The organism is Zobellia sp. B3R18, from assembly GCF_018860715.1.
GTDB lineage: Bacteria > Bacteroidota > Bacteroidia > Flavobacteriales > Flavobacteriaceae > Zobellia > Zobellia russellii.
Genome location: NZ_JAHKQG010000014.1, coordinates 428,033 through 448,589 on the forward strand (window position 1 = coordinate 428,033; position 20,557 = coordinate 448,589).

Annotated in this window: 18 protein-coding genes; 13 read left to right on the plus strand and 5 right to left on the minus strand. The window is 38.6% G+C overall.

Annotation, left to right across the window (positions count from 1 at the left end; genetic code table 11):
- Positions 1–47 precede the first annotated feature (47 nt).
- The gene (locus tag KO513_RS18500) at positions 48–3,080 is read right to left on the minus strand and encodes a ThuA domain-containing protein (protein ID WP_215914668.1); all 3,033 of its coding nucleotides are present in this window, start codon (positions 3,078–3,080) and stop codon (positions 48–50) included.
- 163 nt (positions 3,081–3,243) lie between these two features.
- Between KO513_RS18500 and KO513_RS18505 the strand changes: the two genes are divergently transcribed.
- The 11 genes from KO513_RS18505 (at position 3,244) to KO513_RS18555 (ending at position 12,640) form a co-directional block, all read left to right on the plus strand.
- On the plus strand, positions 3,244–3,852 hold the full coding sequence (locus tag KO513_RS18505; RefSeq protein ID WP_252735953.1) for a methyltransferase domain-containing protein: 609 nt from the start codon (positions 3,244–3,246) through the stop codon (positions 3,850–3,852).
- 77 nt (positions 3,853–3,929) lie between these two features.
- Positions 3,930–4,307, plus strand: coding sequence for a hypothetical protein (locus KO513_RS18510; protein ID WP_215914669.1), 378 nt, complete (start codon positions 3,930–3,932; stop codon positions 4,305–4,307).
- Positions 4,308–4,502: 195 nt separating this feature from the next.
- Entirely contained in the window at positions 4,503–5,303 is an 801-nt protein-coding gene (locus KO513_RS18515; RefSeq protein WP_215914670.1) for an MbnP family protein, read from the plus strand.
- 73 nt (positions 5,304–5,376) lie between these two features.
- Entirely contained in the window at positions 5,377–6,426 is a 1,050-nt protein-coding gene (locus tag KO513_RS18520; RefSeq protein ID WP_215914671.1) for a cytochrome-c peroxidase, read from the plus strand.
- A complete protein-coding gene (locus tag KO513_RS18525; protein WP_215914672.1) occupies positions 6,404–7,420 on the plus strand; it encodes a transporter in 1,017 nt (338 codons plus the stop codon). Before KO513_RS18520 ends, KO513_RS18525 begins: the two co-directional genes overlap by 23 nt.
- A gap of 270 nt (positions 7,421–7,690) precedes the next feature.
- A complete protein-coding gene (locus tag KO513_RS18530) occupies positions 7,691–8,389 on the plus strand; it encodes a DUF2490 domain-containing protein (RefSeq protein WP_215914673.1) in 699 nt (232 codons plus the stop codon).
- A 35-nt stretch (positions 8,390–8,424) separates the two neighbouring features.
- Positions 8,425–9,645 carry a bifunctional alpha/beta hydrolase/OsmC family protein gene (locus KO513_RS18535; protein WP_215438924.1) on the plus strand — a complete coding sequence of 407 codons (1,221 nt, stop codon included), beginning with the start codon at positions 8,425–8,427 and terminating at the stop codon, positions 9,643–9,645.
- 129 nt (positions 9,646–9,774) lie between these two features.
- Positions 9,775–10,410, plus strand: a complete 636-nt coding sequence (locus KO513_RS18540) for a hypothetical protein (protein WP_215914674.1) — start codon at positions 9,775–9,777, stop codon at positions 10,408–10,410.
- A gap of 198 nt (positions 10,411–10,608) precedes the next feature.
- The gene (locus tag KO513_RS18545) at positions 10,609–11,220 is read left to right on the plus strand and encodes a superoxide dismutase family protein (RefSeq protein WP_215914675.1); all 612 of its coding nucleotides are present in this window, start codon (positions 10,609–10,611) and stop codon (positions 11,218–11,220) included.
- A gap of 77 nt (positions 11,221–11,297) precedes the next feature.
- A complete protein-coding gene (locus tag KO513_RS18550; protein ID WP_215914676.1) occupies positions 11,298–11,846 on the plus strand; it encodes an RNA polymerase sigma factor in 549 nt (182 codons plus the stop codon).
- On the plus strand, positions 11,837–12,640 hold the full coding sequence (locus tag KO513_RS18555) for an anti-sigma factor (RefSeq protein ID WP_215914677.1): 804 nt from the start codon (positions 11,837–11,839) through the stop codon (positions 12,638–12,640). The genes KO513_RS18550 and KO513_RS18555 overlap by 10 nt, the downstream gene beginning before the upstream one ends.
- Before the next feature lie 88 nt (positions 12,641–12,728).
- Here the strand turns inward: KO513_RS18555 and KO513_RS18560 are convergent, their stop codons facing one another.
- Positions 12,729–13,439: a glycosyltransferase gene (locus KO513_RS18560; protein WP_215914678.1), complete on the minus strand. Its 711-nt coding sequence runs from the start codon at positions 13,437–13,439 to the stop codon at positions 12,729–12,731.
- 164 nt (positions 13,440–13,603) lie between these two features.
- Here KO513_RS18560 and KO513_RS18565 point away from each other — a divergent pair, with 164 nt between their 5' ends.
- Positions 13,604–14,392, plus strand: coding sequence for a DUF547 domain-containing protein (locus KO513_RS18565; RefSeq protein WP_252735955.1), 789 nt, complete (start codon positions 13,604–13,606; stop codon positions 14,390–14,392).
- Positions 14,393–14,401: 9 nt separating this feature from the next.
- Here the strand turns inward: KO513_RS18565 and KO513_RS18570 are convergent, their stop codons facing one another.
- Positions 14,402–15,502, minus strand: a complete 1,101-nt coding sequence (locus KO513_RS18570; protein WP_215914679.1) for a BamA/TamA family outer membrane protein — start codon at positions 15,500–15,502, stop codon at positions 14,402–14,404.
- A gap of 96 nt (positions 15,503–15,598) precedes the next feature.
- Between KO513_RS18570 and KO513_RS18575 the strand changes: the two genes are divergently transcribed.
- The gene (locus KO513_RS18575; RefSeq protein ID WP_215914680.1) at positions 15,599–17,842 is read left to right on the plus strand and encodes an efflux RND transporter permease subunit; all 2,244 of its coding nucleotides are present in this window, start codon (positions 15,599–15,601) and stop codon (positions 17,840–17,842) included.
- Positions 17,843–18,349: 507 nt separating this feature from the next.
- Here KO513_RS18575 and KO513_RS18580 read toward each other — a convergent pair.
- Together KO513_RS18580 and KO513_RS18585 are read right to left on the minus strand one after the other, a co-directional pair.
- Positions 18,350–19,633 carry a tetratricopeptide repeat protein gene (locus KO513_RS18580; RefSeq protein WP_215914681.1) on the minus strand — a complete coding sequence of 428 codons (1,284 nt, stop codon included), beginning with the start codon at positions 19,631–19,633 and terminating at the stop codon, positions 18,350–18,352.
- 93 nt (positions 19,634–19,726) lie between these two features.
- Positions 19,727–20,536 (minus strand): DUF4331 family protein, encoded by an 810-nt coding sequence (locus tag KO513_RS18585; RefSeq protein ID WP_246560448.1) that lies wholly within the window; start codon positions 20,534–20,536, stop codon positions 19,727–19,729.
- Positions 20,537–20,557 lie beyond the last annotated feature (21 nt).

The window sequence follows — 20,557 nt, forward strand, 5'->3', positions numbered from 1 at the left end:
AAAGGGGCCACATGTACATGTGGCCCCTTTTTACTTTTTAAAACGTACTATTTAGATGAATCCGTTTCCTTTGCTCTTAATACAACGGTTTTCATACCGGTAAGTGGTATAGTTCCTTCTTGACCTTTATCCGTGTAGGATGCGGTTATTACCATAACCTTATCATCTTTTGTAGGTTTAGGTACAATACTACCCGATGCAGGAAGCGATTTAACCTTGGCCGAAGTATCTGCTAAAGACATAATGTATTCTACCACTTGCCTTGTTTCGTCTTGCGTAATGTTTGGGTGTGCAGGCATTACCACTTCTCCCCAAACTCCGCCACCACCAGAAACAATTTTCTTCTGAAGGTAAGACTTTGCTCTTTTGTCTTTACTATACTTATTAGCTACATCTGTATAGTTTGGACCAATTGAAGGACCGGACTCTTTATGACAGGTCTTACAATCCATACCTTGTGTAAGGGCCTTTCCGGTAACAGCAGCGGAAACTTCTTGATGGCCCAAAGACATACTTTGTTCATCAAAGCTCTCTAAATAATCTACCGACACATAAATGTTCTTAGGGTCAATTGCATCCCCATCGGCATCCGTAGCTTTTACTTCATAGGTTACGGGAACCCCTTTTTCAAAAGTAGTGCTGCCATCTCCAAGGTTAATAGCTACCTCTGGTCTGGAATTACCCGCAACAATAGGAACAACCTTACTTTTAACGGCATCGCCTTGGGCATCCTTTACTTCTACAGAAATATTGTATTCGCCTGGAGTACTAAATGTATGGCTGATTTCCGGTTCGGAAGTTTCTTTTGTTTCTCCGTTACCTAAGTTCCATATATAGGAAATAGCATCGTCTTCACGATCTCTTGCCTCTACTTTAGCGTTAACCGTAAGTGGTAATTTACCGGAAGTATGATCTACGATCATATTATCTATAATTGGTGGTCGGTTTCCTCCATTGTATTCAATATAACTTAAACCAGAATCTTCATTTTGGGTAAACCAACCACTTCCGTATTCTAGTAAATAGATTCTTCCGTTAGGTCCCATTTCCATATCGATCAAGTTATTCACCTTAATATCCGAAGCAAACGGTTCCATTTTATTTAATGTACCGTCTTCAAAGAAACTTACGGCTTTCATCCATCCTCGCATCCATTCGTAAATAATGGTCTTTCCGTTAAAATAATCGGGAAGACTACCTCCGTTTGGATATAAATCCGAATAATAGGTTGGTCCTGCCATGGCATTTCTACCACCGGTACCCACTTCGGGAAATTCTTTGGTTTCATCGTACGGATAGTAGATGTAAGCGGATTTTGCAGGAGGAAGCTCATGAAGCCCCGTATTGTTCCTAGAATCGTTTATAGGCTTTTCTGGGTCAAAAGTGATACCACTCTCCCCGTTTTCATAATCATAGTCTACATACGGCTTGTTGTTTCCTATAAATAAAGGCCAACCAAAATTACCGGCTTCCGTAGCTCTGTTCATTTCATCATAACCTTTAGGGCCACGGGTTTCAAACTCGTCTTTACGGGCATCCGGTCCTACTTCACCCCAATACAAAGTACTGTTCTTTTGGTCTACTGAAATACGGTACGGGTTTCTGTGTCCCATGGTATAAATTTCCGGACGTGTTTTTTCCGTTCCCTCTGCGAACAAGTTGCCCTCAGGAATATCATAGCTACCGTCTTCATTTATTTTTATTCTGATAATTTTTCCCCTAAGGTCATTGGTATTCCCAGAAGACCTACGCGCATCATATTGCTCATGACCGGGAATATCGTTTAATGGTGCATACCCATTGTTAACGTATTTTACTCCTTTTTCGTTAAACGGAGTGGAGTTGTCTCCCGTTGAGAGATACAACAATTTGTCCGGCCCAAATGCAATTGACCCTCCGGTATGACAGCAAATTTCGCGTTGTGAGGCTACATCCAATATCACCTGCTCGGAATCCATATCCAACACCCCATCTTTATACTTAAAGCGAGATAAACGGTTTACCCATTCATCTCCGGTGGGCGCATAGTAAAGGTATATCCAATTGTTCGTAGCAAAATCAGGGTCTTTCTGGAGTCCCATTAAACCTTCTTCGGCATTAACACCAGGGGTATTCAAGGTTTTAAAATACACATCTAGAGAGGCTATTTCCTTTAGCTCCTGGGTAGCATCGCTATATAAAGCAATCTGACCGCGACGCTGTGCGATTAACACATCATTATTAGGTAATACAGCCATTTCTGTAGGTTCAAAGAATTCACCTACACTCAACTGTTTTTTAGTAAAACGGTCCACATCCGGTGGTATCTGCGTAGTAGCCTTGGAGTAATCCAAAATTTTATTTTCACCAATGGCATAATTAATACCTCCAAGTAAATGTTTTAAGAACAGTTCCTCTGAAAAGGTTTCGTCCGTATGTCCCGCTCCGGTGTAAAAAGCTCTACCACCATCGTATTCATGGTACCATGCAAATGGATGATTATCTCCATTTGTTCCTCCTTCGTAGGTAGACTCATCTACGGTCATGACCACATGAACATCTGGGTTTAGTTTGTTATAGTTATAGATTTCATCACTTCTGTGCCAAACGGAATCCGTAAAAAATTCCGTTGCCCCAAAGTTTTTGTCCGTAACAATAAAATCGGCTTCCGGTGTGCCTTTAGGGTGACTGCGGAACTGTGCCCCAACCAATTTGGTGTACCAACCCCAATCGTATTCCGTATCGGCTGCTGCGTGCACGCCAACGAAACCACCACCTGCTTGAATGTAACGTTCAAAAGCGGCCTCTTGCTTGGCATCCAAAACATTTAGCGTAGTGCTTAAAAAGATAATTGCGGAATATTGCTTTAAATTATCCTCGTTAAAAAGTTCGGAATTTTTTGTGGTGTCCACTTCAAAACCTTGTTCACCTCCCAATTTCTGAATAGCAGCTATACCGGCCGGAATAGATTTATGTTTCCAACCAGATGTTTTGGAAAAGACCAAAACTTTAGGCTTACCTTCTCTTTTTTGATTACCGTCACCACAACCGGCTAGAATCAGTCCTACCATCAGGACCAAAATAGATACTGTTTTTTTCATAAATGATATACTTGAATATGTTGGGTTAGTTTTGAAACAAGTTTTAAATGTAAGGATTAGCTTTCTAATCGCCCAAAAGGAAGTGTCAGAAATACAATTTTGGGATAAAATTAAGACACTTTGACCTGAATTTTATAGTCATTGGAAATTTCGGATTAATTTCATGGCAAAAAATACGATGAACGAGCTGCATACTTATTGGACACAACGCTATAAAGGAAACAACACGGGATGGGATATAGGCTACCCTTCCACCCCTATAAAAACATACGTTGATCAATTAACGGATAAAGACCTATCAATTTTAATACCTGGTGCCGGAAACGCCTATGAAGCCGAATATCTTTGGGAGCAAGGATTTAATAATGTATATGTAATGGACATTTCCGACATTCCCTTGAAGAAATTTCAAGAGCGAAACCCTAAATTTCCAAAGAGCAATTTACTGCTTGAAAACTTCTTTCTCCACAAAGGACAGTACGACCTTATTTTGGAACAAACCTTTTTCTGCTCCTTTGTTCCTACAGATGACAACCGCACACGCTATGCCCAACAAATGGCCAGTCTTTTAAAACCTTCGGGGAAATTAGTAGGGGTTTGGTTTGATATTCCATTGACGGGTAACATGGAAAAACGACCCTTTGGAGGTAATAAAGAATTGTATTTAAAATATTTGAGTCCGTTTTTCAAAACAAAAACTTTTTTAAAATGCTATAATTCTATACCGCCAAGGAACGGTAACGAACTATTTGGCATCTTCGAAAAAAAATAAGAGGTACTCTCTGTTAAGAATACCATCTTTTTGCCCTTATCCTGTCATCAATTGAAAAAAGGAACTATTTTTGCGCCATGAAGCAGTACGTAGTACTTTTCGTAACTTTTGTAATGATGGTCAAACCGCTTTGGCCAGTGGCCGAGTATATTGCCAACTACGATTATATTGTAAACGTACTCTGCGAGAACAAAGACAAACCAATGCTTAACTGTGACGGTAAATGTTATCTTGCCAAGCAGCTCGCCAAAGAATCCGAAAAAAATAGTAAAAACCCTTTTGGGGAAAAACAGTCAAAAGTAGAGATACAGACCGTTGTTTTCTTTCAATCTCTCCTACAAATAGATTTTGGTGTGGATACCTTTTACACACCACAAGGGAACTATAAAACTGAATCCAATTTAATTTCCCTTCTTTTAACTTCCGATATAGCCCAACCACCCGAGTTGGCTTAATCCTTTTCTACAGAATTGCTTTTATCCGTGTTAAAAAAAACAGGGATAAGCACACATATTCAATATGCTTCACCTTTTTGGAATTTGGAGCATCCCTTTCATAAACAATAATTCAAAAAAATCTATTGAATTCGGTTCCTGATGCAGAAAAAAATAGACTGCATTAGGCAAACCATTCAACATAATATATTTACAATGAAAAAATCATTATTAGCCCTTTCTGCCATTTTCGCACTAGTTCTAACCTCTTGTTCAGACAATGATGACGTTAACGAGGAAACCCTAACCGGAAGTGGTGAAATATCTTTAAAATTTGACAATGGCTATAACGGCAACGACCTTGTCTTAGGGACTGCCAATGCAGCTAATGCCAACGGCGAAGTAATTACCGTAAAACGTTTTAGCTACATTATAAGCAACATTAGTTTTATTAATAAAGACGGGGAAGAGTATATCTACGCTAAAGACGATAGTTATTTTATTATCAATCAAGAAACGGAAGAAGATCTAATTGCCCTTGCAGACATTCCTGCCGGCGAATACACTACCGTGAAATTTGGAGTTGGCGTTGACCAGGAAAAATATCTACAAGGTGCTGAAGGACAAGGTGATTTCTTAACGCTAGCCGAAGAAAACAATATGATGTGGTCTTGGCAAGCCGGCTACAAATTCTTGAACTTTGAAGGGACATTTACCTCCGAGACTATAACCGAAGCCACAGAGTTTAAAATTCATATGGGAAGTCATGGGTCAAGTCTGGATAACTACAAAGAAGTTACCCTTGCACTACCGGAAAATGTAGTTGTTGGAGATGGAATAGATTCTAACATTCACCTAAAAATTGACGCCTCCAAAATATTGGTAGGTGGTACCAACAGTATTGAACTTACTGAAAAGCAAGTTATCATGGTTGATGCTGAAAAATCTCCTCAGATTGCCGTTAACACCTCTGAAATTTTTGTAGTAGACCATATTCATAACGGTAACGGTCACTAAAAAGGTACTACCGTTACAGCAACAATAATTGGCAACCGGTTTTCGTATAGCCGGTTGCCTTAATTAGATTAAAATGCTTAAAACAATCCTATATACTGCATTACTATCGCTGGTTTTATATTCTTGTAGCACTTCCTATGATGATGAGTACCAAACTATTAATGAACCATTGGAGTTCTCTGTACCTTCTAATTTCCCTGAGGCAACTTATAACTTGGAAGCCAATCCGCCTACTAAAATAGGCTTTGAGCTTGGAAAGAAACTTTTTTATGATGGCCGCCTATCCAGCAATGGATTTATATCATGTGGTTTTTGTCACGAACAAAGAACTGCTTTTACGCATCATGGTCATCAATTTAGTCATGGTATAGATGATTTGGAAGGTGTTAGAAACACTCCTGCCATACAGAATGCCGCTTTTATGAAAGAATTTGCTTGGGACGGAGCCACAAATCATTTGGACTTGTTTCCTATCATACCCATTACCAATGAAGTAGAAATGGGTGAAACGGTAAGCAATGTCATAAACAAAATTAAAAGTGATGATGAATACAACCGTTTGTTTGCCTCCGCTTTTGAAGATGGGGAAGTAAATAACGAAAATTTCCTTAAAGCCCTTGCCCAGTTTATGGTTATGATGGTGTCCTCAAATTCTAAATATGATGCATACGTACGCCAAGAAGAAGGCGGGACTTTTACCGCAGAAGAATTGGAAGGACTATCCGTTTTTCAAAATAAATGTGCATCCTGCCACGCTACTGATCTTTTTAGCGATGATGCTTTTAGAAACAATGGTCTGCCTCCAAACCCTTCACTTAATGATATAGGCCGTGAAGAAGTTAGCGGAGATGCCGCAGATCGCTACAAATTTAAAGTGCCCAGTTTAAGAAATGTGGCCCTTACCGCTCCATACATGCACGATGGTAGATTTGGCACTTTAGAGGCGGTACTGGATTTTTACAGCGGGTCGGTTACGGATTCTCCTACTCTAGATCCTATTCTAAAACAAGACGGTATTTTGGGCATAGCCCTTACCGAAAACGAAAAAAATGTGTTGGTGGCTTTTTTAAACACACTAACCGATGAAACTTATATAAACGATGAACGATTTGCAGAATACTAAAACCTGGTGCCGGTTTTTAACTTGCCTATGTGTTGGCTTTTTTACGGCCATTTCTTACAGTAATGATAAAATTACAAACATAGACCCAGCTCCAAACAATTGTGCTACCCACATACATTATGATGGTGAATATTTTGATTTTTGTGACACCTGCGGTTGCGGCAGTAGCGGAGGAAGTATGGGGTATGGCACCGGACTTAACAATAACTTTATAGGCATACGCTATATTGGGCAAGAATACCGATCTAGAGATGGTATTTTTGCTGATTCTCCTTGGATTACAGAAAACTTCAACACCATACAAGCATGGGCCAATATACCCATTACCAAGAGAGCCATCCTAAATGTCATTGTACCTTATCAATTCCACAACAGGGTTCTTCCGGATAATACGGAACAGAACATTAACGGTATTGGAGATATTAGTGTTCTAGGGTACTATAATTTACTAAAATCCACTCCGGACACTATCGTTTCCATTAAACCGGAACACTATTTTCAATTAGGAGGAGGTATTAAAATGCCTACCGGCAAATATGACAAAGACAATAATGAGGGGAGTGTTAACCCAAGCTTTCAACTGGGCAATGGTAGTTGGGATTATGTACTGGCCATGAATTACGGCTTCACCTATAGAAATTGGGGCATAAGCACTATGGCCAATTACACCATTAAGACCAAAAACCCCAAAGACTATCAATTCGGAAATCAATTAAATTTGGGAATCAACGCGTTCAAAACCTATTATATATCGGATTTCGCCATAACCCCAATTATTGGTGTGACCGAAGAAATATATGGCACTAATAAAGAACTGGGATTTGATGTGGCGGATACCAAAGGTGATGTGTTCTTAGGAAAATTAAGTGTGGAAGCCAGTTACAACAGATACGCTTTGGGACTGACAGGAATGCTTCCTATTAGCCAGAATTTGAATAGCGATAAAGTAGAACTCCGAAATAGGGTCTCGGTTTACTTGAATATTAATTTATAGTTTATTTTTTGTTCCTAATCCTGCTTTCGGTATGTAGTAATCATTTGAAAGCAGGATGTTTTATTTATACATGGCAGCTACAACACCCCGGTAACAGGGCAAACCAAACTACATTAATGTCATTTTAAACGTATCACGTTTTATTTTTCCCTTACGTACACCTTCTCCTTAACACCCCTTTAAGAATTGAAACTCAAAGTTTTTGGTATATTTATGATTTTACCAAAAACTCAACATGTTTTCCAAGGAAAACCAAATCCCCGATTTTTAATGAAGCGAATTTTACTAAGTCTCACATTTCTATGTTCAATTTTTAGCAATGCCCAAGAAACTGGGGAGAACAGCCTAGGTAGTTGGCATATGTATTTTGGCACGAATAAAATATCTGAAAAATTCAGTATTCATACGGAAGGCCAACTACGTTATTACGAACAGGCAAAAAACTTCAATCAGCTTTTATTGCGTACAGGACTAAACTACCATATTAACCCAAATGCCATAGCCACTATGGGTTACGGGTATATTACCACCGATGGTACTTTTGAGGAATTCCCGGATGAGACCAATTCCAAGGAACACCGTATTTTTGAGCAACTTATCCTAAAAAACAAGGTTGGCGATTTTCTATTTGAGCACCGTTATAGGCTTGAACAACGTTTTTTGGATTTTGGGGAAACTACGGATACCCAGCACAGAGCTAGATATAGATTGCAGGTCACCCTGCCCCTGACCAATACTTTTTTCCTGAATTTTTATGATGAGATTTTCTTGAATCTCCAAGATGAAGTTTTTGGGCAAAACCGCTTATATGCGGCCCTTGGCATAAATGTAACGCACAACCTTAGTGTACAGGCAGGTTATCTTAAAAATCACTTCCCTTCGGCAAATTTTGATAGATTGCAGATAGGTGTTTTCTATAATCCCGACCTAAGAGGTATATTCAATAAAAATGACAGTGGCAGTTTATAGCAAACCAAGGTGTCGTTTTACGAAAACAAGTGTAAATGAAACTTCAGAAGGTTACTTTTCAGAACAAAGACGGGCAGAGTCTAATAGGCAGGTTAGAATTGCCCGCCAACAGGCACCCGCATAATTTTGGCATTTTTGCGCATTGTTTCACCTGTACCAAAAATTTAGCTGCCGTACGTAATATAAGTAAGGCGCTTACCGCAAACGGATTTGGGGTTTTACGTTTTGATTTTACTGGTTTGGGAGAAAGCGAAGGAGACTTTGCCGACACTAATTTTTCCGGTAATGTTGAAGACCTTGTTGCCGCCGCGTCCTATCTAAAAGATAATTACAAAGCCCCTACCCTTTTGGTAGGCCATTCATTAGGAGGAGCCGCTGTTATATTTGCTGCCGATAAGATAAGTTCCGTTAACGCCCTAGCAACCATAGGAGCACCGTCTAATCCCGTTCATATAGAGCACCTACTGCAAAGTGGAATTCCGGAAATTGAAAAAACCGGAAAAGCGGTTATTAATCTTAGTGGTAGAGACTTTACCATTAAAAAACAGTTCTTGGACGACTTGCAGCACAAGTCGCTACCACAAACATTGAGCAAACTCCGTAAACCTCTGCTTATTCTACATTCGCCCCAAGACAGCACAGTAGAAATAAAAAATGCCGAAGAAATATATGTAGCCGCCCACCATCCCAAAAGTTTTGTTTCCTTAGATGGCGCGGACCATTTGCTATCCAACAAAAAAGACTCGCTATATGCCGGTGAGGTCATTTCCGGATGGGCCAAACGATATCTAGAAATAGATACAGAGCGCGCTGAAGAACCAAAAACAAAGCATCAAGTAGTGGCCAGTTTAGATTTTGATGATGATTTTTCCACTCAAATGAAAGTAGGCAACCATTTTATGCTGGCCGATGAACCTGTTGATGTAGGCGGAAACGATTTTGGACCTTCTCCTTACGAGTTGGTTTCTGCCGGTCTTTCGGCTTGTACGGCAATGACCGTTCAGATGTACGCCAAAAGAAAAGGGTGGAAAATAGACAATATAGAAGTGCATACTTCCTATAGTCGTAGTCACGCCGCAGATTGTAAAGATTGTGAATCAGATGCCGCAAAAATTGACACTTTTACAAGGGAAATAAAACTTACTGCCGATCTAGACGAAAAACAGAAATTACGTATTCTTCAAATTGCGGATAAGTGCCCCGTTCACAAGACCTTACATAGCAAAACACAGGTTGTAACCACACTTATAGAATGAGGCAAGAAATATCTTCTTTAAAAACTACGCACCCATTCAGTTTTATGTGTTAAAATCGTCTTGATCCTACCTTGGTTTCGCTGTAAGAATGATTAACTTTGATGCCAAACCTAAAAATTCACAGTGAACATGAAAAAAATTAAATTGATAGTCCTTGGACTACTGTTAGTTGGCGCTTTTAGCTGTAAAGAAGCTAAAAAAGAACAAGAGCAAAGTACCGAAGCACAAGCTGCAACGGAAACCTATAGCCTGGTGCAGGATTCTACAAAGGTTAGCTTTACGGCCTACAAGACCACTGAAAAATTACCGGTTGGCGGCAAGTTCACAAAAATAAATATTACAAAAGCAGGCGAAGGTGATTCTCCTATAGCTGCTTTGGATGGTACGGAATTTAGCATTCCCGTAAGCAGTTTGTTTACCAACGACGCTACAGGCACGCGTGACCCAAAAATTCTGGAATTCTTTTTTGGAGTAATGGAGAACACTGAACTTATTTCTGGTGTATTCAATGTTTCAGAAGATAACAATTACTTTATTGATGTTACACTTAACGGTAACACTGCAACTATTCCTTTGACTCATAAAGCCGTTTCGGATACCTCTCTAGTTTTTGACGGTGTTATGAATCTAGAAGAGTGGGATGCCCTAGATGCCGTTGCTTCCATCAACAAAGCCTGTGAAGCATTACATACGGGTAAGGATGGAGTTAGCAAAACATGGAGCGAAGTAGCCGTTCATGCAGAAGTATTGCTTCAAAAGAACTAAGAAATAAAAAGGAAGTACCTGAGTTTCCTTTAGTATCTCATAAAATTATCCTCTTACCAGTACTTATTTGGTAGGGGGATTTTTTATACCCTCTATTTTTTAACGCAATAAAAAAGAATCGTGCCGCATACGATTAGTAAGGTTGAAAGCGCCCTAATTTCTTATTACATTTCAACTTAATCACAAAACATCAAGACAATGAAAAATATAAAACTAGGGGTTATAGCAATGCTTGCATTGATTATGATTAATTGCAAAGAGACCAAAAAGAATGCAGCAGACACATCTACAGATGGCATGAACAAAGGTGCAGAGCCAATGGAGAATAGTGCATCTGAAATGCAAACAGGGGACATGGACAATACACTAACCGTCATGATGACTTCTAAAAGCAATAGTAACATGAACGGTGAAATTACCTTTGTTCAAAATGGCGATGAAGTTATAATGACAGCTAAATTTTCCGGTTTGGAAAAAGGTTCGCACGCCATACATTTACATGAAAACGCAGATTGTTCATCCGATGACGGTAAATCTGCTGGTGGTCATTGGAACCCTACTGACGAACCACATGGAAAATGGGGCGCGGACAAAGGATTCCATAAAGGTGACATAGGTAATTTTACAGCCGATGCAGACGGAAATGCTACCGTAGAGTTCTCTACCGATAAGTGGTGTATAGGTTGTGATGATGAAACTAAAAATATCATAGGGCGTTCGGTAATTGTACATAAAGGTCAAGACGATTTTACTTCTCAACCCAGTGGAGATGCAGGTTCTAGAATTGGTTGTGCCGGCATTACCAAATAATCGTATTAGTAGACTTTAACACCAAAAACCGCTGTTACCAGCGGTTTTTTCTATCTTTAACTCATTTACTATAAATTATGGATTTAGACACTTTGGTCGTTCGCTTCCAAAAAAAGGATATTCTGGCTTTTGAAAAGCTTTACGATATGTATTGGGAAAATATATGTGGCGTAATATACACTATTGTAAAGGATAGGGGCTTATCAGAGGAAATCTGTCAGGATGTTTTTGCCAAGGTTTGGAACAATTCGGACAGCTACAATGCTTCAAAAGGACGTTTTTTTACATGGATTTTGAATATTGCCCGAAATGCTGCCATCGATAAAGTGCGTTCAAAATCCTATAAAGACCAGAAAAAAAACCTATCGGCAGATTACTTCGTAGGTATTTTGAACAGAGCGGATAGTCCTGAAGAAAACAAAGAAGAGATAGACACTTCCGCGCTTAAAAAATTGGTTTTGAACCTTAAGGAAAAATGTCTGGAGATTATTGAAATGCTTTATTTCAAGGGTTACACCCAAACAGAAGCATCAAAAGAGCTGGACATTCCCTTAGGCACCGTAAAAACACGAAATAGAAGCTGTATTTCCCAATTACGGAAAAATGTTACATTAGAATGGAAGTAGACAAATATATAGCATCGGGAATTTTGGAACTCTACGTGGCGGGAGCGCTCACGGAAGAACAAAATATTGAGGTGTTTCAATATGCACGTGAGCATACTGAAATACGAGAAGAGATATTGGCTATAGAAGCATCTATTTTGGAGTTGACCAAAACCGTTGCTCCAAAATTGGCCAAAAGAAAAGGTTTTGATGATGTTAAGGTACGTATTGGTGAAAGAAAAGACACCAAAGTAGTTCAGTTTCCTAAGGAAAAATCCAATTGGAGCAGTTATACAGGTTGGGCCGCTGCCATTTTATTGGGTGTTGGTGTGGCGTGGTTCTACAATGAAAATACACAACTTAAATCAGATATTAATATTGTTGAACAACAGAACCAAATCCTGGAGCAGCAAATTTTTGAGGCACGGGGATCATTGGCCAGTACCAATGAGTTGTTAACTAAACTTAGGGATAAAGATATTATCCTTACACCTTTGGGCGGTCAAGAAGTTTCTCCTACTTCCTATGCCAAGGCGTATTGGAACCAGAAGGAAGACAAAGTGTATATAGATGCGCAAGGTTTACCGGAACCTCCCGACGGTATGGTGTACCAAGTATGGTCTCTAAAACTAGACCCATTAACGCCTACCAGCATGGGACTTCTAGAGGATTTTACCGAAGACGAAAACAAGATTTTTACTTTGGACAATCCAAACCAGACCGAAGCTTTTGGTATTACACTTGAGCCAGCAGGCGGTAGTGAATCACCTAATTTAGAGCAGCTCTATACATTAGGAGCAGTAGCTTCTTCATAATAGATTATAACTCTGAGCTAAAAGAGCTTTGCCATTAACGGCAAAGCTCTTTTTATTTATAGGATTGTGCTATACACGCAAATAATAATCATGGCTTATGTTGATAGTCCCTATTAAGAAGTGCATTGTGGACAAATTTTAGCCTATGGGAAGGAAGCCCCATTTTAAAGAGAATTACAAGTAATAGATTTGTTAGGTTTACGCGCAGGTAGGAGTTACTTTCATATTTTCTAGCAGAAACAATTAAATCACTGTTTACGATGGTGTACGGAATATGATTTTTTTTCATTCGTTTAAAAAATTCAAAATCCTCCATCAAAATCTGCCGCTTATTAAATTTGCCGAGCAGATCAAAAGTAGAGCGTTCTATAAAAAGGCATTGATCTCCTCCACCCGTAAAGATGCCATCCTTACCGGTAAATGAAGCGTTTATATTCAACAAAAAACTCTTTTTATCAAACTGGTACGAGAAAAACCCAGCTTCATATTTTCCTCTCAATGCATTTTCTATATCACACAAAAATGTTTTGGGGGGTTTTACATCTGCATGCAAAAACGCCAAAATGGTCCCCTTTGCCAACGCAGCACCTGTATTCATTTGTACTGCCCTACCCCTGTCTTTGCATCTAACAAATGAAATATGTGAAGAGACCTCCAAGTTCTCCGAGCCATCCATGCTATCACAAGAAAGCACCACAATAACCTCAAAAACAATTCCGTTAGAATTTAATTCAAGTGAAGGTAGTAGATGTAACAAATTCTGCCTTTCGTTGTGAGCAGGTATAACAATGGATATCATAGCGTTGTATAAGTTTTTTCAAGAGCTAATTTGTTAATCAATAAAATTGCTCTTACAAACCATATCTAAGTAACTTTAAAAGAAAGGTTTCGCTATAATTAGCAACCAAACCTTTATTTCCAATATTACGTAGGTAATAATAGTACAATTCTAAACAAGAACCCATGAACGGTATCCGATATAAAAGTCCTGTTATTTTATTATTCTTTATTTTGCTCATTGCCCCCATTTATGGTCAAATGGACAATAGCAAAATTTTAGACCTGAATATACTCTCTGAAACGTTTTTAAATAGGGTACGTAATAACCAGGAGACTAATGACATACAAACCCAACTTTACAATACCACTTTAGAAAATCTGGAAGAAGATTTAAATACAGATGAAAAAAAAATAGCCTTTTGGGTCAATATTTACAATGCCTATATTCAAGTTATTCTATCCAACTACCCGGAAAAATATGAGGACCGAAGAACTTTTTTCAGTTCAGAACAAATACCCATAGCGGGCCGGCTCGTTTCTTTTGAGAAAATAGAGCACGGTATTATTAGAAAATCGCAGTGGAACTTGGGACTGGGCCTTATACGTAAATGGTTTCCGAATAAATTTGAACGTAAACTAAGGGTAGGCCAAAGGGACTACAGAGTTCATTTTGCACTTAATTGTGGAGCAAAAGACTGTCCGCCAGTTGCGATATACAATCCGGACAAGCTAAACGAACAGCTGAACCAAAGTACCGCTGCACATTTAACAAAGACCTCTTCTTATAACCAAAAAACCGGAGAAGTCGCTGTGACCTCCCTATTCAGTTGGTTTAGGGGAGATTTTGGTTGTAAAAGTGGAGTGAAGGATATTTTAAAGGAATTTAATATTATTCCAACTACAAAAAATATTGATTTAAAGTATAAAGATTACGATTGGACCTTGGATTTAGATAATTGGACCAACCTTTAAACCCCGTTTCTAGAATGCTTCTTTTATCGTAAAATAGAAGTTACCTCCTTCGCTAGACATACCATAATCTGCGCGTATACGAACACCATCTCTCTTATTGATAATGTACCGAAGCCCTACTCCTGCCGCATTTTTATAGGTAGATGAAAATAGATTGTCAAACGAGGGCGCTACCGTTCCAGAAGAACCAAAAACCGCTCCACCAAATCTTCCGGCAATTGGAAATCTATATTCCAAAGCCATGCTCAGTTCCGAATTATCCTGAAATCTTCTGTTATTGATACCTCGGGTACGCGGGGATCCCAAATAAAACAAATCGTAAAAAGGAGTGCTCTTACTACTTCCCCCTAAAAAAACATTGGCAGCAACTACCTGTTTTTTTCCCACCTTCTGATAAAAGCGATTATCCAAATGAAATTTGGAATACTTAAAGCTAGAACCCAAAATTTTACTAGAAGTATAAATGCTTCCCTGAATATAGAATCCTTTGGTTGGAAAAAAGATATTATCCCGTGTATCGTAAAACGCCTGTATACCAATGTTTGATATTGTACCGTCTTTCTTTCCTGGAACATCCGAGGCTTCTAAAATTCCATCCTCTTTAATTTTCAGACTACTAAAGCTATCAAACTCATAACCCAATCCTATAGAAAAACTGGGAAGTATCTCACGCATCAAAGCCAAGCGCGCCCTAGGAAAAGTAACCTCATAGACTTCTTCGTCCTCCTCCTTACTATCAATTCCAACTCCATAAAAATTATAGAAGTACTTATAAAAACCCAATTCCCCTAAAAAACGCCATTTCTCATTATCCTTATAAAACTCAAAAGGCATATACAGTAAAAATTGACTTTTAGTAGTATAGCTTAGCCCCAACTGTATGGATGAAGGCCTCGTTTCTCTCTGTTCGTTCCTGAGCCAAAAATTGGCAATACCTATACCTCCAAACCCAAAAGCGGTTTCCGGTGTATAAAATGCTACGGGGAAAGCAGAAATTTTTAAATTCTTAACGATGGAGTCTTGACTACTTTGTTGCTGTTTTTGAGCGATTATAAAATTAACGCTTAAGCAAAGTAACAAGGCGGGTAATATTCTCTGTATGTTGGTCATTCTTTGTTTTAAGATACCTTATGTTTTAGTAAAGTAATTGATTATCGTCTTTGAATGGGGTAATTTAGCGCTATAATTGTTCAGCAGATATTCCATATGCATAAATTACTTGCTTTAAAGAAAACCGTACTCCTTGCCTTTGGTGTTTTGAGTGTTTTAGCGGCAATGTCTCTGAATGATTTAAAGTTCTCTTTTGATTTTAGTCAGTTTTTTCCACAAGGAGACCCAGACCTAGTTTTTTATAATGAATTTATTGATGAATTTGGTACCGATGATAATTTTCTACTAGTTGCCGTAGAAAATAATTCCGGTGTTTTTGAAGAAGAGTTTTTAGAACGTTTTCATAAACTATCAAAAGAAGCCCGAAAGCTTCCATACGTAACCGAATCCCAATCTCTTACAACTCTTTTTTATCCCTTAAAAACCTCATTTGGTTATACCAAATTACCCATTATCCATTTAGATTACCCTTCCCAATATAAAACCGATCTAGAAAAAATACGGGAAGACAACCTATATGTTAATGCGCTAATAGATGAAAATGCCACGTCTTTGGTACTGGCGTTGGAAACGGAGAACAAACTTGATTACGAGCAAAGCATTCTTCTTTTGACCGAAGTTAGAGCACTATTGGCTAAATATGAGTTACCCGACCATCACCTTTTGGGCCGCGCCTATTTTTATGAGGCGTTGGTGGCCATGCAAAAACAAGAGGTCATAAAAACAAGTATCGCCTCCATTCTATTGATATTCATTGTTTTACTGTTGATTTACCGCAAAGTCATCATTGTTTTCATAGCCTTGTTTTCTATAACCATAGCGCTCTTGCTCTTTATGGGGCTATTGTCCGTATTGGGAAAGGAGCTTAATGCAATGGCTGCTTTTTACCCTATTTTAATGCTCATAGTAGGCACTTCTGATGTAATCCATATTGTAGATGATTATCTAAACAAACTTAAGGCAGGGCTTTCCAAAGAGAACGCATTACTATCCGCACTAAAAGAAGTAGGTACCTCAACGCTTTTAACCTCTGCCACTACCGCAATAGGGTTCGCATCGTTATTAACGTCAAAATCCAGTAGTATTAGTGATTTTGGTATAAATGCCGCTTTAGGAGTCTTAACAGCTTTTGTTACAGTAATTTTCTTAACCAGTGCTCTTATATTACTACCAAAAAAAGAGCTATTATTACCTAAGGATACCACACCTAACCTATGGCCTGGGTTACTTGGCAAGGTGAATAACTTCACCAAGAAAAGACACCGACCTATACTTTACGGAAGTTTTATATTTACACTGGTCTGCGCATTTGGAGTTACCAAAATAGATACCAACTATCAAATTAAAGAAAGCTTACCGACCAATAGCCCTATTGCAACAGATTTTCAATTCTTTCAAGACCACTATTCCGGTTTTAGGCCTTTAGAAGTGGCTATCACGACCCAAGGTAGCAGTAAAATATCCGATTTTGATGTAATCCAACAAATTGAGGTGGCAGAGCAACAACTAACGCAAGAGGCACCTATAAAAAACATACAATCCGTAACAACATTCTACAAAGCCCTGAACAAAGCCCACAACCTAAATAAAGCGGAATATTTTACACTGCCCCAAGACCATAAGACTTTTGACATCTATAAAAGAGACATCAAAAAAATGGCCCGCAAACATTACAATAAATATGTAAACAAAAACGAGACCAAAGCTAGAATAAAGGCGAGAGTGTTAGATGTTGGCACAGATACTCTAAATCTACTATATAAAAGATTCGACAATTTTATCGCAAGTCAAACGGACTCCTCCAAAGTAAAATTTAAACTTACGGGAAGTGGGGTGCTCTTGGACAAAAACTCTTATTACATTCAAGATAGCCTCATAACCGGGCTTTTAGCAGGTTTACTGATTGTAGCTCTTATTATGACCCTTCTTTTCAGAAACTACAAACTGCTACTAATTTCATTACTGCCCAACCTAGTTCCCCTTTTGTTTGCAGGGGCTTTATTAGGGTATTTCGGTATTCCCTTGGAATCTACAATTTCCGTTGTTTTTGCCATTGTTTTTGGAATTGCCGTAGATGACACCATTCACTTTTTAGGAAGGTACAAATTATGTAGAGATAGAGGGTTGGATAAAGAAGAAGCCCTAAAAATAACTTTTTCAGAAACCGGTAGAGCGTTAATAATAACTACGCTTACCTTGTTCTTTGGCTTTTTAATCTTACTATTCTCGGCGCATGCCCCAAGCGTTACTATTGGTTTATTGGTAAGTGTAACCCTATTAACCGCACTGGTCTTGGATTTACTGCTATTGCCCGTTCTAATTAGATCTTGGTTGAAATAAGGCCGGAAATGAGCAAAAACACAGCTTAAACCGAAAATACGCGTACAGTATCAACTTATGTTGTGAGTTCCAACAAAATGTAACTCTCCCATCAATTCTGTATTATCGTAGAGAACGATAACGGCTATTTTTCAGTTTTAAGGGATTTTCTAAGGGCTCGTCGAGCTATTACGATGCGGTACAATAAAATAGACATAAATGAAAGCCAAGCGAAGAAAAGAATGTATTCCATAACACTACTAATTTTGGGGACTATTTAGGTTAAATCGTTCTTATTCAAGGTACAATACAATACCATAGAATAGCATATGTGTAATTTGGAAGGTAAACATAATAATTAGTTTTGAAATTTCCTACACTAAAGTTAAAAAAAACATAATTAATTTGTTTTTTTACTAAAAAAGGTGCCAAAACTAATATTTTGACACCTGGAACAACAACTCTAATCTAAAAACCTATGTAAAATCAAGTAGTTGTGAAGTGAAACTTCAACAAGCCCTTTATCTATTACAAATTCATAATACTTTTTTCTGACGAAGGTCCTAATTCATAAACCGCACCAACCAATTCTGCTTTTATTTCTTCGGCCTTTTCTACCTGTCCGGTCGCCTTATAAATTTCAGCCGCATAAAGTAGTATACCGGGTTCAAAAGTTTTGCCTTCAATATACTCTTGAACAATTTCCAAGGCTTTCTCTTTATCTCCCTTTTTGAAATGACTATACGCTAACAAACTATAGGCTTCCGGAGTAGGTCTATTACCCACTTCCTCTCTTGAGAGCTGCAATGCTTTATCAAACTGGTCCGTACGATCTAAATAAAGTGAAACGTTATAGACATTGTACATATCTCCATATGCCGGGTTTTTCACCATTTCAAAATATGCATCAAAATTGGATAGACTTTTTAAATCATCTCCCATAAAATCTGCAATCTCGGCCTTCAACAAATAATAATCCGGCGCTTTGTAAGTTTTTGTAACAGAATCAAGAATACGCATGGCTTCCTCTGCCTTTTTTTCGTGCGAGAACACGATCCATGCTATTCCCTTCTTGGCATATGCGTTACCAGGATCTAACTCCAATGCTTTTAAGTAGTGCTTGTATGAGTCTTCAATTCTTCCGGCATGACCATAATAGTCTGCCAAATTGGTGTAAGCCCATAGCCTTAACTCTTTATTTTTTGAATCATCGGCCTTTTGCTTTGCCTTTTCCATAAACCGTATGGTAGTATCCAAGTCGCCTTTGTAATCATTCCATTTTGCCAATCGAATGAGATATCCAAAATCGTTCATGTTCTTTAAACTATCCAAGTAACTTTCAGCTTTACTGTAGTTGCCCAGTTCCATATTCACATCAAACAAAAGTCCTAAAGTTTGGTCTACTCCACTGTTTACCGTTCGTGCTGAATCTGCAAGTTGTGCAGCCTCTCTAAAACGGTGCTGCGATACATAATTTCTGGCCAAAGCCCTATAATAACCGGCCTTTCCTATAGCGGCTATATCTACCGCTTTTTTCAGAACCTGCTCGGCCTTTTTTAAGTATAGTATGTCTCCAGTATTTTGAAAATACCGGTTATACTCCCCTCCTACTATACCAAAGCTCATAAGTTGCGAGCTATCCGGTTTTATCTTTGAATTCCAAAGTTCAAAATACTTTGAAGTTGTGTTGGCCGGTTGAGAGGTCAAATATTTATTATAATCTTCCTTATGTGTCAACAGGTCTTCTCCCTCGGTTTTACATGAGGAAAGAAAAAGCAACACAATGCATAGGGAAAGGGTAATGTATTTCATCTTCAAGTTTTTAAGGTTCGGAAATTATTGTTTTAAAAAAGGGAGGACGGGATTACCATCCTCCCCACTCCTTCTTTTTCATAGACTTGCGCCTTATTCAGGAGCTCCCAAATACGGGAATGTATCTGTAGGTTGTGCAGTAAAAGCAACACCATCCGAAACCAATCTTGGAAAAGTACCTACACCTTCTACTTCTTGTCCGTTAAAACGTGCTCCATCACCTCCACCAAATAGTAGAATTAGAGAAACATCAATAACATCATCTTGTAACGTTCTACCCGTTAAACCAATAGCTCCTTCATAATTTGGAGCACCTGTACCCGGGTTAAAATAGGTAGTTGGCAAATCTGGAGCAACCTCCAGAACATCATTCGCTAGAATTGTGGTTAAAAGTTCTGCACTCACAGGATTATCAGTAAAACCATCCTTATCAGGACCATTCAAAATATCTCCTAAAATATTAGGTTGATAATTAACGTCCTCCGGGTTAAGACCTAACAACTCTGCATACACATCATGCAAACCTTCCAATCTATTTTCAAAATCTTTTTGATAAAACTCAGCTATAGTAGACGGTACAGCCTGGTTGTAAGGGTCTTTAAAATCAGGAATACTCAATACTGTATTGATTCCTGGTCTACCCATAAAATCTACTTGAGCGTAGGTTCCTGAAAAATCCGGAGGTGTAACCATCATTCCGTCACCACCATCTCCGTCACCGCCACCATCCTCGCACGGCTGACAAGAAGTACCACCACAATCTACACCGGTTTCGGTACCGTTCATAACACCATCCGTACAGCTGGTCTCTACCATTTCTAAAGCGTCATCATCATCGCAAGCAACAAACATGGTAGCTGCACAAAGCGAGAGAAACATATATTTTAAAGTATGTAATTTCATTTTTATTGATTTTAAGATTAG

Bases quoted from the DNA above. Each gene is read 5' to 3' on its own strand.
- KO513_RS18500 (WP_215914668.1), bottom strand. From the start codon at position 3,080: ATGAAAAAAACAGTATCTATTTTGGTCCTGATGGTAGGACTGATTCTA.
- KO513_RS18505 (WP_252735953.1), top strand. From the start codon at position 3,244: ATGGCAAAAAATACGATGAACGAGCTGCATACTTATTGGACACAACGC.
- KO513_RS18510 (WP_215914669.1), top strand. From the start codon at position 3,930: ATGAAGCAGTACGTAGTACTTTTCGTAACTTTTGTAATGATGGTCAAA.
- KO513_RS18515 (WP_215914670.1), top strand. From the start codon at position 4,503: ATGAAAAAATCATTATTAGCCCTTTCTGCCATTTTCGCACTAGTTCTA.
- KO513_RS18520 (WP_215914671.1), top strand. From the start codon at position 5,377: ATGCTTAAAACAATCCTATATACTGCATTACTATCGCTGGTTTTATAT.
- KO513_RS18525 (WP_215914672.1), top strand. From the start codon at position 6,404: ATGAACGATTTGCAGAATACTAAAACCTGGTGCCGGTTTTTAACTTGC.
- KO513_RS18530 (WP_215914673.1), top strand. From the start codon at position 7,691: ATGAAGCGAATTTTACTAAGTCTCACATTTCTATGTTCAATTTTTAGC.
- KO513_RS18535 (WP_215438924.1), top strand. From the start codon at position 8,425: ATGAAACTTCAGAAGGTTACTTTTCAGAACAAAGACGGGCAGAGTCTA.
- KO513_RS18540 (WP_215914674.1), top strand. From the start codon at position 9,775: ATGAAAAAAATTAAATTGATAGTCCTTGGACTACTGTTAGTTGGCGCT.
- KO513_RS18545 (WP_215914675.1), top strand. From the start codon at position 10,609: ATGAAAAATATAAAACTAGGGGTTATAGCAATGCTTGCATTGATTATG.
- KO513_RS18550 (WP_215914676.1), top strand. From the start codon at position 11,298: ATGGATTTAGACACTTTGGTCGTTCGCTTCCAAAAAAAGGATATTCTG.
- KO513_RS18555 (WP_215914677.1), top strand. From the start codon at position 11,837: ATGGAAGTAGACAAATATATAGCATCGGGAATTTTGGAACTCTACGTG.
- KO513_RS18560 (WP_215914678.1), bottom strand. From the start codon at position 13,439: ATGATATCCATTGTTATACCTGCTCACAACGAAAGGCAGAATTTGTTA.
- KO513_RS18565 (WP_252735955.1), top strand. From the start codon at position 13,604: ATGAACGGTATCCGATATAAAAGTCCTGTTATTTTATTATTCTTTATT.
- KO513_RS18570 (WP_215914679.1), bottom strand. From the start codon at position 15,502: ATGACCAACATACAGAGAATATTACCCGCCTTGTTACTTTGCTTAAGC.
- KO513_RS18575 (WP_215914680.1), top strand. From the start codon at position 15,599: ATGCATAAATTACTTGCTTTAAAGAAAACCGTACTCCTTGCCTTTGGT.
- KO513_RS18580 (WP_215914681.1), bottom strand. From the start codon at position 19,633: ATGAAATACATTACCCTTTCCCTATGCATTGTGTTGCTTTTTCTTTCC.
- KO513_RS18585 (WP_246560448.1), bottom strand. From the start codon at position 20,536: ATGAAATTACATACTTTAAAATATATGTTTCTCTCGCTTTGTGCAGCT.